Consider the following 14,945-nt stretch of genomic DNA (forward strand, 5'->3'; position numbering starts at 1 on the left):
TATTAACCCAGGAATGAATTCATCTTGAGCCCGAAGGCATTTAATGCTTATTTTAGTAGGCATCTGCAGATGAGATAGTAAGACAACTAAGTGATTAAAAAATGAACAAAACAGAATTCTACGCGGATCTGAACCGCGATTTTCAGGCGCTTATGGCAGGCGAAACCAGTTTTTTGGCAATGATCTCAAATACCAGCGCGTTACTGTTTGAACGCCTGGAAGAGGTCAACTGGGCCGGTTTTTATCTCCTGGAAGGCGATACGCTGGTGCTGGGGCCGTTCCAGGGTAAGCTGGCCTGTGTACGTATTCCGGTCGGCCGCGGCGTGTGCGGTTCCGCCGTGGCGCAGAACCGCGTCCAGCGCGTGGAAGATGTCCATGCGTTTGATGGCCATATCGCCTGTGACGCCGCCAGCAATTCGGAAATCGTCTTTCCGTTGCAGGTGAATAATCAGATTATCGGCGTACTGGATATCGATAGCACGGCGTATTCCCGCTTCACCGCAGAAGACGAACAGGGGCTTGCAGAGCTGGTCTCGCGCCTCGAAACGCTGATTGCGGCGACCGATTATCAAAAAATCTTTGCCCACGTCGCAGGATAATCAACGGATAACGTAGCATTTAGCGATGACGTCATTATAATGACGCCTGTTCATGCCTGCGGCTTGTTGGCTACGTCCGTTGTAATCAGGAAATTTCATGGAAAATCAACCTAAGTTGAATAGCAGTAAAGAAGTAATCGCGTTTCTGGCCGAACGTTTTCCTCAGTGTTTCAGCGCTGAAGGCGAAGCGCGCCCCCTGAAAATCGGTATTTTTCAGGATCTTGTAGAGCGAGTTGGCGGTGAGATGAATCTCAGCAAAACCCAACTGCGCGCTGCCTTACGTCTTTATACTTCGAGCTGGCGTTATCTGTACGGCGTGAAAGCGGGAGCGATTCGCGTCGATCTCGACGGCAACCCGTGCGGTGAACTGGAAGAGCAACACGTTGCTCACGCCCGTCAGCAGCTCGAAGAAGCCAAAGCTCGCGTTCAGGCGCAGCGCGCCAGCCAGCAGGCTAAAAAGCGCGAAGCCGCTGCCGCGGCAGGCCAGCAGGAAGAAGGTGCACGCCGCGAGCGTAAACCGCGTCCTCAGCCGCAGGCTCGCCGTAAAGAAGGTAGTGAACAGCGTAAGCCGCGTCCTGCAGCTGCCAAAGCACCGCGTGAAGAGCAACGTCTTACCCCAGTGTCTGACGTCTCTGTATTGAGCGTCGGTCAGGCTCTGAAGGTGAAAGCAGGCAACAACGCAATGGACGCCACCGTTGTGGAAATCACCAAAGATGGCGTTCGTGTACAGCTGACTTCTGGTATGTCAATGATTGTACGCGCAGAACACCTGGTGTTCTGAAACGGAGGCCGGGCCAGGCATGAACAAACTTTTTAAGCTCACCGCGCTTGCGGGCCTGCTAGCAATAGCAGGCCATGCCTTCGCCGTGGACGATATCACCCGAGTCGATCAAATTCCCGTGCTGAAAGAAGAGCCGCAGCACGCGACGGTGAGCGAGCGCGTTACCTCGCGCTTTACCCGCTCCCATTATCGGCAGTTTGATCTCGACAACGCCTTTTCGGCAAAGATTTTCGACCGCTATCTGAATCTGCTGGATTACAGCCATAACGTGCTGTTGGCCAGCGATGTTTCTCAGTTTGCGGCGCAAAAAAATAAAATCGGCGATGAACTGCGCAGCGGCAAACTGGACGTTTTCTACGACCTGTACAACCTCGCGCAGAAGCGTCGCTTTGAGCGTTACCAGTACGCCCTGAAGGTACTGGATCGTCCGATGAATTTTACCGGCAACGACAACTTCAACCTCGACCGCAGCAAGGCGCCGTGGCCGAAGGATGAAGCCGAGCTTAACGCGTTGTGGGACGCCAAGGTGAAGTTCGATGAACTGAGCCTGAAGCTAGCGGGTAAAGACGATAAAGAAATTCGTGAAACCCTGACCCGGCGTTATAAGTTTGCGATTCGTCGCCTGGCCCAAACCAACAGCGAAGACGTCTTCTCGCTGGCGATGACCGCTTTCGCCCGCGAAATCGACCCGCATACCAACTATCTCTCCCCGCGTAACACCGAACAGTTTAATACTGAAATGAGCTTGTCTCTGGAAGGTATTGGCGCGGTGCTGCAGATGGACGACGACTACACGGTGATCAATTCACTGGTTGCCGGCGGCCCGGCGGCGAAGAGCAAAGCGATTAGCGTTGGCGACCGTATCGTCGGCGTTGGTCAGCCGGGTAAGAGCATGGTTGATGTTATCGGCTGGCGGCTGGACGATGTTGTCGCGCTGATCAAAGGGCCGAAGGGCAGTAAAGTTCGCCTGGAGGTTCTGCCAGCGGGCAAAGGGGCGAAAACCCGTATTGTTACTCTGACCCGCGAACGTATTCGTCTTGAAGATCGCGCGGTTAAGATGTCGGTCAAAACCGTCGGTAAAGAAAAAGTCGGCGTGCTGGATATCCCGGGTTTCTACGTTGGCCTGACTGATGATGTCAAAGTACAACTGCAGAAGCTGGAAAAACAGAACGTCAGCAGTATCGTCATCGATTTGCGCAGTAACGGCGGTGGGGCGCTGACGGAGGCTGTTTCGCTTTCTGGTCTGTTTATCCCATCCGGCCCGGTAGTACAGGTGCGTGATAACAACGGTAAGGTCCGCGAAGATAGCGATACCGACGGTGTGGTTTACTATAAAGGCCCGCTGGTGGTCTTAGTCGATCGCTTCAGCGCTTCAGCATCGGAAATTTTTGCTGCCGCGATGCAGGACTATGGCCGTGCGCTGATTGTCGGCGAGCAGACCTTCGGTAAAGGCACCGTTCAGCAGTATCGTTCGCTGAACCGTATCTACGATCAGATGCTGCGCCCGGAATGGCCGGCATTAGGTTCCGTGCAGTACACCATCCAGAAGTTCTACCGCATTAACGGCGGCAGCACTCAGCGTAAAGGGGTTACTCCGGACATCATGATGCCAACCGGTAAAGAAGATCGCGATACCGGCGAGCAGTATGAAGATAACGCGCTGCCGTGGGATAGCATCGATCCGGCGACCTACGTGAAGTCCGGGGATATGAAACCGTTCGAACCTGAACTGCTTAAGCGCCATGAAGACCGTATCGCAAAAGATCCGGAATTCCAGTACATCATGAAGGATATTGCGCGCTTTAACGCCATGAAAGATAAGCGCAATATCGTTTCTCTGAACTACGCGCAGCGTGAGAAAGAGAATGAAGAAGATGATGCGATTCGTCTGGCGCGGGTAAACGATCGCCTTAAGCGCGAAGGCAGGCCGCTTCTCAAAAAGATAGACGATCTGCCGAAGGATTATCAGGAACCGGATCCGTATCTTGATGAAACCGTGCATATCGCGATTGACCTGGCGCAACAGGAAAAAGCGCAGCCTCCGGTAGAACCACCGGTTAGCAAATAACTCCTCAACGGGCACAAGTGATTGTGCCCGTTTCTTTTTCTGTCCTCATCCGGCTGTCGACTTTATTCAACAAAATTGTCAACACTCGCCTGGGGTGTCAGCGATATGCTACAAAATGTAAAGTTGTGTCTTTCTCGTGACTTAGCGGGGTCTGATCGTTGAAAATTAGCATCTGACCCATACGATATGGGGTATCGCATAGTGCGTTTTGTTAAATCGAGGTAAAAAGAATATTATGATGCGAATCGCGCTTTTCCTGCTGACTAACCTGGCAGTCATGGTGGTGTTTGGCCTGGTGCTTAGCCTGACGGGGATCCAGTCGAGCAGCATGACCGGCCTGCTGATCATGGCGCTGCTGTTTGGTTTTGGCGGCTCGATCGTTTCGCTGTTGATGTCGAAATGGATGGCGCTGAAGTCGGTTGGTGGGGAAGTTATCGAACAGCCGCGTAACGAAACTGAGCGTTGGTTGATGAACACCGTCGCACAGCAGGCGCAGCAGGCAGGCATCGCCATGCCGCAGGTGGCGATTTATCACGCCCCTGACATCAACGCCTTCGCCACCGGCGCGCGCCGCGACGCTTCTCTGGTCGCCGTGAGTACCGGTCTGCTGCAGAATATGAGCCGTGACGAAGCGGAAGCCGTTATCGCTCACGAAATCAGCCATATTGCTAATGGCGACATGGTCACCATGACGCTGATTCAGGGTGTAGTGAACACCTTTGTTATCTTTATTTCCCGCGTTATCGCGCAGATTGCGGCCGGTTTCCTCGGCGGTAACCGTGAAGATGAAGGTGAAAGCAGCAACGGTAACCCGCTTATCTACTTTGCGGTCGCTACCGTACTGGAACTGGTATTCGGTATTCTCGCCAGCATCATCACCATGTGGTTCTCGCGCTATCGTGAATTCCATGCCGATGCAGGTTCCGCCAAACTGGTCGGTCGTGAGAAAATGATTGCTGCATTGCAGCGTTTGAAAACCAGCTATGAACCGCAGGAAGCCAGCAGCATGATGGCGTTCTGTATCAACGGTAAAGCGAAATCGATGAGCGAACTGTTCATGACCCACCCGCCGTTGGACAAACGTATTGAAGCGCTGCGTAGCGGAGAATACCTGAAATAATCTGCCGTGCAGACGCTGAAAATAAAAATCCGCAGCTTTCCGGCTGCGGATTTTTTTTGGCCGCTCGTTATCAGGCGGCGCGCGGTTGAGTTACACGTAGACCGCTGATGGCGGCGGCAATGACCGCCAGGGAACCGGCCAGCAGAAGCGCGGTGTGGGTGCCGCTATTGCCTGCCAGGTTAAACAGCAGGGCGACCAGCGCGGCGCCGCTACTTTGCCCCAGTAAGCGTGCGGTACCCAGCATACCGCTGGCGCCGCCGCTGCGATGGCCTGGCGCAGAGGAGACAATGGTATGGTTGTTTGGCGACTGAAACAGTCCGAAACCTGCGCCGCACAACGCCATCCGCCAGATAATATCGAGATCGGAAGGTGAAGAGGGTAATAGCGCAAGGCCAAACAGGCCGCAGGCCATGATCAGCAGTCCCATTGCCCCCAACAGCCCGGCATGAACCTTTTCGATCAAATAACCCGCCAGAGGGGCCATCACCATGGTCGCCAACGGCCACGGCGTTAACAGTAACCCGGTCTCTACTTCGCTGCGTCCGATAACGGTTTGCAGGAAAAAGGGCAGGGAAACCATCGCCAGCATCTGCGCGCAAAAAGAGCAGATCGAGGTGCAGATAGAGAGCGAAAAGATTGGAATGCGCAGTAAATCAACCGGCAGCAGTGGGACCGGCATGCGCAACTGCCGGCGAACAAAGAAGAAGCCGATAATCAGCATAGCAATGACCTCGGCCAATACCAGGTAACCGGATTGCCCCTGGGCAAAGCCGCCGAGCGCCGTGATGAGCAGCCCGAAGGTGAGGGCGTTCATCATCGCGCTCGGCAGATCGAAACGGGTAATCTTGCTGGCGCTGCTGTTGGGCGGTAAAAAGCGGATGGCGAGGAAGATGGAAATAATCCCCAGCGGTACGTTGATTAAAAACAGCCATTGCCAGGAAGCAAGCGAGAGGATAGCGGCGGCAATGGTAGGCCCCGCGGCGGAGGAGACGGCAACGACGAAAGAGTTGATGCCCATTCCGCGACCTAGCTGCCTCTTAGGATAGATAAGGCGAATCAGCGCCGTGTTGACGCTCATCAGCGCCGCGCCGCCCAGGCCCTGGGCCACACGCGCCAGCGTTAACATCTCGAGACTTCGGGAGAGAGCGCAAATCAGCGAGGTGATGGTAAACACTACCAGACCAATTTTATAGATTCGTCGATAGCCAACCATATCGCCAAGAAACGAGAGTGGCAGCAGGGCGATGACGATAGCGATTTGATAGGCGTTGACTATCCAGATTGAAGATGCCGGCGAGGCATTCAGGTCGGTGGCGATAGTCGGCAGGGCGACGTTGGCGATAGCGCCGTCGAGGACGGCCATCGTCAGGCCTAATACAATCGTCAGAATGGCGCCGTAACGTTGCGGAACCGGCAGGCCATCCAAAAGTTTTTTTTCCATGTGAAGTTTAAGTCTTAGAGGAAACTATTTTCTGATTAATGATTTTAGCATTGATTATTCAACCATAAGTCGCAGATTTGTAACCAACTCGCAGAACAACGATTGCGACGGTCATAATGTGAATTTATAATAAAAAACAGTTCTGAATTTTATAAAACAGTTACGATGAGGTGAACAATGGCAGCTGCTGATATGGATAAACAGCCAGATTCTGTCTCTTCAGTATTAAAAGTTTTTGGCATCCTGCAGGCTTTGGGCGAAGAGCGTGAGATTGGTATCACCGAATTGTCACAGCGTGTGATGATGTCTAAAAGCACGGTGTATCGTTTTTTACAGACTATGAAGTCACTGGGCTATGTCGCACAGGAAGGCGAGTCTGAGAAATATTCTTTAACGTTGAAGTTGTTCGAGCTTGGCGCGCGGGCGTTGCAGAACGTTGACCTGATCCGCAGCGCGGATATCCAGATGCGTGAAATTTCTCGCCTGACCAAAGAGACGATTCACCTCGGCGCGCTGGATGAAGACAGCATCGTTTACATCCACAAAATTGATTCCATGTACAACCTGCGGATGTATTCGCGTATCGGCCGACGTAATCCGCTGTACAGCACCGCCATTGGCAAAGTGCTGCTGGCGTGGCGCGACCGGGCTGAAGTCGAGCAAATCATGGACGGTGTCGAGTACAAACGTAGCACCGAGCGAACCATTACTGATACCAGCGCGCTATTGAAAGTGCTGGACCAGGTGCGCGAGCAGGGCTATGGCGAAGACAATGAGGAGCAGGAAGAAGGATTACGCTGTATTGCGGTGCCGGTCTTCGATCGCTTCGGCGTGGTGATTGCCGGCCTGAGTATCTCCTTCCCGACGCTGCGTTTCTCTGAAGAACGTTTGCACGAATATGTGGCGATGTTGCACGCTGCGGCGCGTAAGATTTCCGAGCAGATGGGTTATAACCGTTACCCGTTCTGATAGTGAATGATGAGCTACAGCGTAATACCTTACCCTGTAGCTCCTGTCATTTTAACCCTGGTCGATAACCTTCACGCTTTTGCGCAGAATAGGGCAGTTGGTAATACCGATAATACCGCTATCAGAATGAACATATTGTGCGGTGGTGATACCCTGCGCTGTCAGGTATTTGCATTGCAGTCCCAGCCCGCCAGCATTCTGATTGCTGCCAATTAACACGCCATAACCGCTTAATAATACGCCAATCCAGACAATCGCCAGTATGACAATAGAGCGAATGATCAATCGCATTTTTGCCTCGTTATTTGTATGATCCTGCCGTGTATTCTGGCACGAACACTATTTGATACAAGTCTATGATTCCTAAACTTGCCTTTCGTATTACAGTTAGCCGCGGTTTAAGAAGGTCGTGTTATCCTGGCAACATCTGATTATGGTACGGAGTGTGGAGTGAAAAAATTACGCTGGGTTTTGCTGATCGTTGTCATAGCGGGTTGTTTGCTGCTGTGGACTCAGATGCTTAACGTAATGTGCGATCAGGATGTGCAATTTTTCAGCGGTATTTGCGCTATTAACAAGTTCATCCCCTGGTAAGACATTTTTGTGCCGACGGATTTTCTTCTGCCGCGCGGGTGGTAGAATGAACGCCTTCTCTTTGAGGTGGTGAAATGAGTGAGTTACTGAATCCTGGGATTGTAAGTCTGGCGTCTCTGGCGCTTTCCGTTGTACTGCTGTTGGTGGGGCTGCTGTTATGGTTCTTTGTGAATCGCGCCAGTTCACGTAGCAATGAGCAAATCGAACTGCTGCAGTCGCTGCTGGATCAACAAAAGCGGCAAAATGCGCTGCTGCGCCGTCTCTGTGAAGCCAATGCGCCGCACAAAGAAGAGGTTGCTGAACCTTCAGCGGATGAGAAGGAGAAAAACGACGACGATTTCATTCGTCTCGTTGCCGAACGTTAAGTTTGAAGAACAGGTGTGCACATCGCGTGCGCGCCTGTGAGTGCTACAAAATTTTGCTATAACTTATTCTTATGTAATTCCCCATTTCGCGGCCGGTCGTTACCGTTTAATGAATTAAACATCCACGCTCTGTTTCACATATTGAATAATCTTTTGAGCTAATCAAAAAAAGTAATAACGAAACGTTTCTATTGCCTGACGGCAATACTTTGTCATTAATATTTCATTATTAAGGGCTATTTTAGCGGATATTTGGGCTGTAACGAGTTAGGGGTTTAATTAACACTACTACGCGGCGAGTTAAGGCGATTTCCTCTTGTTCTTTAAAGTTATTTGCGCATCATTATGCAGATGATGCCGCAACACCCCCTCAAATATGGCAGTTCGTATACGTACGTACCTGGACGAACAGAAGTTGTTGAGCTATGGTAAAAAAGTTGCATTTATCAGGCATACGTTATTGTGTGTTTGGTAACGATGCAAAGATAAGCCAGGCGCGGCAAAGACGCATAAATGTGCAGGCGATCAAATGATTTCCTGATAATTTGTGCGAACGATCGTGACACGTTTAAAAATGGCTTGCCATTATTTACGTTGTGTGTGATAACACGTTTCGGGTTAAACGAGGTACAGTTCTGTTTATGTGTGGCATTTTCAGTAAAGAAGTCCTGAGTAAACACGTTGTCGTTGAATACCGCTTCTCTGCCGAACCTTATATTAGTGCCTCATGCAGTTATGTGTCAGTTTTATCTATGTAAGCACCTGCGGGTGAAGAAAACAGTTTAAGGAATTTTGCAAATGGCAAAGATTAAAGGTCAAGTTAAGTGGTTCAACGAGTCTAAAGGTTTTGGCTTCATTACTCCGGCTGATGGCAGCAAAGACGTGTTCGTACACTTCTCTGCAATCCAGGGTAACGGCTTCAAAACTCTGGCTGAAGGCCAGAACGTTGAGTTCGAAATTCAGGACGGCCAGAAAGGTCCGGCTGCAGTTAACGTAACTGCTATCTGATTCAAGACCACTCATCTTGTAAGAAAGCCTCGCTATAGCGGGGCTTTTTAGCATCTGTTGCAAAGTATTTCCAATATTTCCCCTCCGACGCGCTTTGTTGCAAAACATCACCCTTATTAGCACTGTTTAGCAGTCTGTTTTGCCAATTTTCTGTTAAATCAGGTGGTTGCAAAATAATGCTGGAGCTACGGTGCAAAAGAATAAAAGTAAGTCCGCCACAAATTTTCTCCCTATCCGTTTTGGGTTGCTGTGTGTGGCGATTTTGGGATGTCTTGGATTTCTGCTGGCGAGGGTAGGTTGGCTGCAAATCGTCTCTCCGGATAATCTGGTTAAACAAGAGGATATGCGTTCGCTGCGCGAAGAACCCATTGCCGTAATGCGCGGAACTATCAGCGATCGTGAAGGACGCCCGCTGGCGGTGAGCGTGCCGGTAAGCGCAATCTGGATAGATCCACAGACCATGCTGGAGAAGGGCGGCGTCGGCTATGGCCCGCGCTGGCAGGCAATGGCGGAAGCGTTGCATATTGATCTTATTGACCTCTCTCATCGGGTGCAGTCACATCCGCATGCCCGATTCCTCTATCTCGCGCGTCAGGTTAATCCGGAACAGGCGGAGTGGATCGATAAATTACACCTGCCGGGCGTTTATCTGCGCGATGAATCACGCCGCTTCTATCCCGCCGGGCACGTCGCGGCGAACCTGCTGGGTTTTACCAACGTGGATAATCAGGGGATCGAGGGGGTTGAAAAAAGCTTTAACAAACAGCTCATGGGAACGCCGGGGCGTCGGCTGGTGCGTAAGGACCGCCATGGCCACGTGATTGAGAATATTACCGAGCAGGCCGCTGTGCCGGCGCATAACCTGCAGCTCAGTATTGACGAGCGCCTGCAGACGGTGACGGAAGATGCGTTGGATAATGCCGTACGGTGGAATAAGGCGGAATCCGGCGCGGCGGTATTAATCAAGATTGATACCGGCGAAATCCTGTCGATGGCCAGTTACCCGGACTTCAACCCTAATAACCGCGACAGCGCCCAGCTCGATGATTTTCGAAATCGCGCTATCAGCGATACCTTTGAGCCGGGTTCAACGGTCAAACCGCTGGTGATTATGACCGCGCTGCAGCAGGGGATTGTGCAGCCGGATAGCGTGGTTGATACCCATCCCTTTACCCTTGATGGTCATCGCATTCGCGATGTGGGTTATTATCCTGAGTTGACGCTCACCGGTATTTTGCAGAAATCGAGCGATACCGGGGTTTCGCACCTCTCACTGGCAATGCCGGTGCAACACTTGATCGACACTTATAAGGCCTTTGGCTTTGGCGACCCGACCGGGCTTGGCTTGACCGGCGAAAGCTCCGGGTTAATGCCGCATCGCCGTTATTGGGGTGAGCTGGATCGCGCCACCTTCGCCTTTGGCTATGGACTGATGGTAACCCCGCTGCAGCTGGCGCATGTCTATGCGACGATCGGCGGCTACGGCATTGAACGCCCACTGTCGATAACCCGTATCGATCCGCCGGTTATCGGTACGCGAGTTATGCCGCAGGAGATCGTGCATGAAGTGGAACATATGATGGAGAGCGTGGCGCTGCCGGGTGGGGGCGGGACGAAAGCGGCGGTACGCGATTATCGTATCGCGGTGAAAACCGGCACGGCGAAGAAAATTGGCCCCGACGGGAAATACATCGATAAATACGTCGCCTACACCGCCGGCGTGGCGCCGGCCAGTCAGCCGAAGTTTGCGCTGGTGGTGGTGATAAACGACCCCAGCAACGGTAAATACTATGGCGGGGCGGTATCCGCGCCGGTGTTCAGCCAGATCATGGGCGATGTGTTGCGTCTGGAAAACGTAATGCCCGACGGTATGCCGCAGGGCTCTGAGAATCTTATCGTCATGCATAACCGCGAGGATTCGGTTCCCGCGCTGTAACAGTGGTCTGCGAGGGCGAATAGCGCTACACTTTCGCCCTTTCAGCGCCACCGGAGTTATCATGTCTTATACCTGTCCACTATGCCACGCGCCGCTTAGCCGCAGCGAAAATAGCTATATTTGCCCGCAGCGGCACCAGTTCGATCTGGCAAAGGAAGGGTATGTCAATTTACTGCCGGTGCAGTTCAAACGTTCGCGCGATCCGGGCGATAGCGCCGAGATGATGCAGGCGCGCCGCGCCTTCCTCGATGGCGGATATTATCAGCCGTTGCGTGAGGCGATTTGCAGCTATCTGCGGGCTTTCGCGCCGGGCGAGTTGCTGGATATCGGCTGCGGAGAGGGATACTACACGCATGCTTTCGCCGCCATTGCCGCACGCAGTTTCGGCCTCGACGTCTCAAAATCGGCGATCCGCGCCGCCGCTAAACGTTACCCGCAGGTCGAATTCTGCGTTGCTTCCAGCCAACGGTTGCCTTTTGCCGATCGGTCTCTGGACGCGGTGGTGCGTATTTATGCGCCCTGTAACGCGGACGAATTAGCGCGTGTAGTGAAAGGCGGCGGTTGGGTGATTACCGCTACGCCGGGACCGCGCCATCTGATGGAGCTGAAAGGGCTGATCTACGATGAAGTTCGTTTGCATGAACTGAACCGGGAAGCGATGCCGGGCTTTACGCTGCGTCATGAGCAGCAGTTAGCCTATCCGATGCAGTTGAGCGGCAAGCAGGCGGAAGCGTTACTGCAGATGACGCCGTTTGCCTGGCGAGCGAAACCGGAGGTACGAGAATTACTGCGCCAGCAGGAGACCTTTGGCTGCCAGACCGATTTCATGATTCACTGCTGGCAGCGCGAGGCGTAAGGGCTACGGCGCGAAATGGCCCCACAGAATCTGCGCGCCGATACCGATTAGCACGATACCGCCGAGAATTTCGGCCCGTTTGCCGAGCAGCGGGCCGATAAAGCGGCCAACCATAATTCCTAGCGTTGACATGGTAAAGGTGGCGCAGCCGATAGCCAGCGCGGTGGCGATAATATTGACCTGCAGGAAAGCAAGCCCCACGCCAACGGCCATCGCGTCAAGACTGGTAGCGAATGCGGTAGTCACCAGCAACCAGAAGCCGTGGCGACGCGGCGCTTCACATTCATCGTCATCGCCGCCGCGAAAACCTTCAATCACCATACGCCCGCCGAGAAACACCAGCAGCACGAACGCGATCCAGTGGTTCCATTCCAGTACAAACTGGCTGGCCAACATGCCCAGCCCCCAGCCGACCAGCGGCGTCAGGGTTTCGATCGCGCCGAATATAAGACCGGTGCGCAGCGCTTCAGAAAATTTAGGTTTATGCAGGGTGGCGCCTTTACCGATAGAAGCGGCAAACGCGTCCATCGACATACCAAAGGCAAGAAGGATAGTGGCAGAAATATTCATGAGCGTGTCCTGACCGGGGAATATCCATATGACACATCGCTGCCCCCAGTAAATATACGCGGAGCCTGAGCATAACGTACAGCAGTGATGTATCTATGGTCTCGCCTGACTGAACGACCGCTCAACCCGTACGTGCCACGTTTTGCAACGAGTATGTTGACACGTACATTTTCCACCTGCGGAAAATCGGCTACTCCCCAACGACGGGCGCAACCTTAACATATTTTGAGAAGGTAAAACAATCACAGAAAAATAATATTAGCCACAATAAATGATAACGATTTTCATTTAAAATCTTAAGTGAAGGATTGGTTAAATAATATAACGAGGTGAGGCGGGTAAATATAGCCATGGCTATATATTCCCACAGTAATGAAAGGCGGGAATATAGCACAGGCTATATCTGTAACCTATTGACTGGTAACGAGTAGTTTGTATATTTTTTCCAGATCGTCGATATTTCGTACGCGAATAAGCAGGCGCCGCTGCTCTAATTGCATCACCAGTACGCCATCTTCCGACAAATTCATCGCTTTAATCCGCGGATATTCAATCCACACGTTGGCAAAGAAAAAACCGCTCTTTTTAAACAGAATTCGCGGCGTACGGATCCAGAACAGATATAACCCCATTAATGCCAGCGCAGATAATAACCATGTGGTGATTATTTCGCCATGGCTGGCAATATTGTTGTAAATGAGAATCGCCGTCAGGCCGACGAAAATCATCCCGTCGACGCGTCCACGACGCAGCAGGGGGATTGACAGCAGGGTGGGGCCATTGCGGCGCGGCATGATAAATTGGTCGTAGATAGCGAAAGCCACCAGGGCGACGATAAACAGAATGAGCACCAGCTCCGTGATTGCCATTGATCCTCCAGCCAGCGTGGACCTGCATACAGGTACACGTTTTAACGCTAAAAAAAAGCCGGGGACAAAGCTGTCCCCGGCCTACAACGTGATGATTATTGACCCAGCAGGCCGACCGCGTAGCCGGCGATACCGATGACGAAGAAGCCAACGATGATCCACAGCGGGTTGACTTTCTTACGCAGCAGCCACATACAGGCGAAGGTCAGCAGCAGCGGCACCAGTCCCGGCATCAGCTGGTCAAGGATGGTCTGCACGGTGGTCACGCGAGTCTGGCCATCCTGACCGGTGATCGTGGAAACCACCAGCGGGATATTAACGTGCGTCCATTTGTTAACCAGGGCCCCCATGACAAACAGGCCGAGGATTGACGCCCCCTCGGTCAGTTTCTGCAGGAAGCCGCCGCCCATATCCTTAACGATGTCCACGCCTTTACGATAGCCGTATGCTACGCCGTAGTAGCGGGTCAGCAGACGCACGGCATTGAACAGGATGAAGAACAGTAGCGGACCAAGCAGGCTACCGCTCATCGCGATACCGGCGCCGAGCGCGGCGAATACCGGACGCACGGTACCCCAGAAGATCGGGTCGCCGACACCTGCCAGCGGCCCCATCAAACCGACTTTGATACCGTTGATTGCGCCATCGTCGATTTCCGCGCCGTTAGCACGCTGCTCTTCCATCGCCAGCGTTACGCCGAGTACCGGCGCCGCGACGTACGGATGGGTGTTGAAGAACTCAAGGTGACGCTTAATAGCCTGCTTACGCGCATCGTTGTTCTCCGGGTACAGGCGACGGATTGCCGGAACCATAGAGAAGCAGAAGCCCAGCGCCTGCATACGTTCGAAGTTCCATGAACCCTGGAACAGGTTAGAACGAATGAACACGCCACGAATATCACTCTGAGTGAGTTTTTTCTCGGTGGTATTTTTAGTCATATCAACCATTTCGCTCACCTGTTAGTCCAGTTCGTTATCGAGATCGTTGTTACCAGCCGCCTGAGCCGGGGCACCCGCTACGCGGTTATATTTCGGGCTCAGCTGAATGTAGAGAATGGCCATAACTGCACCAATCACACCCAGCGCAACCAGGTTGAAATTGGTGAAGGCCGCGGTGACGAAACCGAGATAGAAGAACGGCATCAGATAGCCCGCGCGCATCATGTTGATGACCATCGCGTAACCGACGACGACGATCATGCCGCCCGCGATATTCAGACCGCCAGTCACGACTTCCGGAATGGCATTCAGCAGACCCTGAACTTCGCTGGTACCGACAGAGATGGCTACGATAACCGCCGGGATGGCGATACGCATTGCCTGCAGGAACAGCGAGGAAACGTGCAGCCAGGAGATGGCCGTCAGGTTACCGTTTTCAGCGGCTTTATCCGCCGCGTGCTGGAAGGCAACGGTGATGGTACGAACGATAATGGTCAGAACCTGGCCTGCCGCCGCCAGCGGGATAGCCAGAGCGATACCGGCGCCAATGCTTTGGTGACCGGCGATAACCAGTACGGTAGAAATAATGGATGCCAGCGCGGCATCAGGCGCAACTGCCGCACCGATGTTCATCCAGCCCAGAGCGATCATTTCCAGCGTACCGCCGATGATGATACCGGTTTTCATGTCACCGAGAACGGCGCCAATTAACGTACAGGCGACCAGAGGACGGTGGAACTGAAATTCATCAAGTACCGACTCCATACCCGCAATACACGCGACGATGAACACCAGCACAATCTGAAGAAGGGTAATCTCCATTGTACTTCT

General features: G+C 52.8%; 16 protein-coding genes, 1 pseudogene and 1 riboswitch. Of the genes and pseudogenes, 11 read left to right on the top strand and 6 right to left on the bottom strand.

The features are described from left to right. Positions 1 to 101 precede the first annotated feature (101 nt). The 4 genes and pseudogenes from ABLU86_RS03915 to htpX all read left to right on the top strand — a co-directional run bounded on the left by ABLU86_RS03915 (position 102) and on the right by htpX (position 4,568). A pseudogene (locus ABLU86_RS03915) lies at positions 102 to 615 on the top strand (GAF domain-containing protein). An 81-nt stretch (positions 616 to 696) separates the two neighbouring features. Then, complete coding sequence (gene proQ, locus ABLU86_RS03920) at positions 697 to 1,380, top strand: RNA chaperone ProQ (protein WP_015366026.1); 684 nt, start codon at positions 697 to 699, stop codon at positions 1,378 to 1,380. Positions 1,381 to 1,399: 19 nt separating this feature from the next. After that, entirely contained in the window at positions 1,400 to 3,448 is a 2,049-nt protein-coding gene (gene prc, locus ABLU86_RS03925; RefSeq protein ID WP_348795942.1) for a carboxy terminal-processing peptidase, read from the top strand. Between the two features lie 235 nt (positions 3,449 to 3,683). Then, positions 3,684 to 4,568, top strand: a complete 885-nt coding sequence (htpX, locus tag ABLU86_RS03930; RefSeq protein ID WP_015366028.1) for a protease HtpX — start codon at positions 3,684 to 3,686, stop codon at positions 4,566 to 4,568. Positions 4,569 to 4,638: 70 nt separating this feature from the next. Here htpX and ABLU86_RS03935 read toward each other — a convergent pair whose 3' ends face one another. Further along, the gene (locus tag ABLU86_RS03935) at positions 4,639 to 6,009 is read right to left on the bottom strand and encodes an MFS transporter (RefSeq protein ID WP_032714816.1); all 1,371 of its coding nucleotides are present in this window, start codon (positions 6,007 to 6,009) and stop codon (positions 4,639 to 4,641) included. A gap of 177 nt (positions 6,010 to 6,186) precedes the next feature. On the opposite strand from ABLU86_RS03935, the gene kdgR reads away from it, so the two are divergent. Then, the gene (kdgR, locus tag ABLU86_RS03940; RefSeq protein WP_015366030.1) at positions 6,187 to 6,978 is read left to right on the top strand and encodes a DNA-binding transcriptional regulator KdgR; all 792 of its coding nucleotides are present in this window, start codon (positions 6,187 to 6,189) and stop codon (positions 6,976 to 6,978) included. A 51-nt stretch (positions 6,979 to 7,029) separates the two neighbouring features. Here kdgR and ABLU86_RS03945 read toward each other — a convergent pair whose 3' ends face one another. After that, positions 7,030 to 7,269 (bottom strand): YobH family protein, encoded by a 240-nt coding sequence (locus ABLU86_RS03945; protein WP_015705933.1) that lies wholly within the window; start codon positions 7,267 to 7,269, stop codon positions 7,030 to 7,032. A gap of 159 nt (positions 7,270 to 7,428) precedes the next feature. Between ABLU86_RS03945 and mgrB the strand changes: the two genes are divergently transcribed. From mgrB to rlmA, 6 genes are all read left to right on the top strand, one after another. Then, positions 7,429 to 7,572 (top strand): PhoP/PhoQ regulator MgrB, encoded by a 144-nt coding sequence (gene mgrB / locus ABLU86_RS03950; protein WP_015366032.1) that lies wholly within the window; start codon positions 7,429 to 7,431, stop codon positions 7,570 to 7,572. A 74-nt stretch (positions 7,573 to 7,646) separates the two neighbouring features. Further along, positions 7,647 to 7,937, top strand: coding sequence for a YebO family protein (locus ABLU86_RS03955; protein WP_015366033.1), 291 nt, complete (start codon positions 7,647 to 7,649; stop codon positions 7,935 to 7,937). 641 nt (positions 7,938 to 8,578) lie between these two features. Beyond that, positions 8,579 to 8,695 carry a DUF2627 domain-containing protein gene (locus ABLU86_RS03960; protein WP_071530300.1) on the top strand — a complete coding sequence of 39 codons (117 nt, stop codon included), beginning with the start codon at positions 8,579 to 8,581 and terminating at the stop codon, positions 8,693 to 8,695. A 40-nt stretch (positions 8,696 to 8,735) separates the two neighbouring features. Next, entirely contained in the window at positions 8,736 to 8,945 is a 210-nt protein-coding gene (gene cspE / locus ABLU86_RS03965) for a transcription antiterminator/RNA stability regulator CspE (protein ID WP_001062678.1), read from the top strand. Positions 8,946 to 9,135: 190 nt separating this feature from the next. After that, positions 9,136 to 10,881 carry a peptidoglycan glycosyltransferase FtsI gene (ftsI, locus tag ABLU86_RS03970; RefSeq protein WP_020078474.1) on the top strand — a complete coding sequence of 582 codons (1,746 nt, stop codon included), beginning with the start codon at positions 9,136 to 9,138 and terminating at the stop codon, positions 10,879 to 10,881. A gap of 61 nt (positions 10,882 to 10,942) precedes the next feature. Continuing rightward, a complete protein-coding gene (gene rlmA, locus ABLU86_RS03975) occupies positions 10,943 to 11,737 on the top strand; it encodes a 23S rRNA (guanine(745)-N(1))-methyltransferase (protein WP_032714814.1) in 795 nt (264 codons plus the stop codon). 3 nt (positions 11,738 to 11,740) lie between these two features. On the opposite strand, the gene mntP is transcribed toward rlmA, so the two are convergent. From mntP to ABLU86_RS03995, 4 genes are all read right to left on the bottom strand, one after another. Continuing rightward, positions 11,741 to 12,307 carry a manganese efflux pump MntP gene (gene mntP, locus ABLU86_RS03980; protein ID WP_015366036.1) on the bottom strand — a complete coding sequence of 189 codons (567 nt, stop codon included), beginning with the start codon at positions 12,305 to 12,307 and terminating at the stop codon, positions 11,741 to 11,743. A gap of 62 nt (positions 12,308 to 12,369) precedes the next feature. Next, a riboswitch (yybP-ykoY riboswitch) is annotated at positions 12,370 to 12,518 on the bottom strand. A gap of 199 nt (positions 12,519 to 12,717) precedes the next feature. Next, positions 12,718 to 13,176, bottom strand: coding sequence for a DUF986 family protein (locus tag ABLU86_RS03985; protein WP_015366037.1), 459 nt, complete (start codon positions 13,174 to 13,176; stop codon positions 12,718 to 12,720). Between the two features lie 95 nt (positions 13,177 to 13,271). Continuing rightward, the gene (locus tag ABLU86_RS03990; RefSeq protein ID WP_015366038.1) at positions 13,272 to 14,123 is read right to left on the bottom strand and encodes a PTS mannose transporter subunit IID; all 852 of its coding nucleotides are present in this window, start codon (positions 14,121 to 14,123) and stop codon (positions 13,272 to 13,274) included. 12 nt (positions 14,124 to 14,135) lie between these two features. Further along, a complete protein-coding gene (locus ABLU86_RS03995) occupies positions 14,136 to 14,936 on the bottom strand; it encodes a PTS mannose/fructose/sorbose transporter subunit IIC (RefSeq protein ID WP_015366039.1) in 801 nt (266 codons plus the stop codon). Positions 14,937 to 14,945 lie beyond the last annotated feature (9 nt).

Source organism: Klebsiella sp. JN_Kp121 (genome assembly GCF_040062145.1).
Taxonomy (GTDB): Bacteria; Pseudomonadota; Gammaproteobacteria; order Enterobacterales; family Enterobacteriaceae; genus Klebsiella; species Klebsiella aerogenes.

Coding starts and splice junctions, on each gene's coding strand:
- kdgR (WP_015366030.1), top strand. CDS start 6,187: ATGGCAGCTGCTGATATGGATAAACAGCCAGATTCTGTCTCTTCAGTA.
- ABLU86_RS03990 (WP_015366038.1), bottom strand. CDS start 14,123: ATGGTTGATATGACTAAAAATACCACCGAGAAAAAACTCACTCAGAGT.
- mntP (WP_015366036.1), bottom strand. CDS start 12,307: ATGAATATTTCTGCCACTATCCTTCTTGCCTTTGGTATGTCGATGGAC.
- prc (WP_348795942.1), top strand. CDS start 1,400: ATGAACAAACTTTTTAAGCTCACCGCGCTTGCGGGCCTGCTAGCAATA.
- ABLU86_RS03960 (WP_071530300.1), top strand. CDS start 8,579: ATGTGTGGCATTTTCAGTAAAGAAGTCCTGAGTAAACACGTTGTCGTT.
- ABLU86_RS03955 (WP_015366033.1), top strand. CDS start 7,647: ATGAGTGAGTTACTGAATCCTGGGATTGTAAGTCTGGCGTCTCTGGCG.
- cspE (WP_001062678.1), top strand. CDS start 8,736: ATGGCAAAGATTAAAGGTCAAGTTAAGTGGTTCAACGAGTCTAAAGGT.
- rlmA (WP_032714814.1), top strand. CDS start 10,943: ATGTCTTATACCTGTCCACTATGCCACGCGCCGCTTAGCCGCAGCGAA.
- htpX (WP_015366028.1), top strand. CDS start 3,684: ATGATGCGAATCGCGCTTTTCCTGCTGACTAACCTGGCAGTCATGGTG.
- proQ (WP_015366026.1), top strand. CDS start 697: ATGGAAAATCAACCTAAGTTGAATAGCAGTAAAGAAGTAATCGCGTTT.
- ABLU86_RS03995 (WP_015366039.1), bottom strand. CDS start 14,936: ATGGAGATTACCCTTCTTCAGATTGTGCTGGTGTTCATCGTCGCGTGT.
- ABLU86_RS03985 (WP_015366037.1), bottom strand. CDS start 13,176: ATGGCAATCACGGAGCTGGTGCTCATTCTGTTTATCGTCGCCCTGGTG.
- ABLU86_RS03935 (WP_032714816.1), bottom strand. CDS start 6,009: ATGGAAAAAAAACTTTTGGATGGCCTGCCGGTTCCGCAACGTTACGGC.
- ABLU86_RS03945 (WP_015705933.1), bottom strand. CDS start 7,269: ATGCGATTGATCATTCGCTCTATTGTCATACTGGCGATTGTCTGGATT.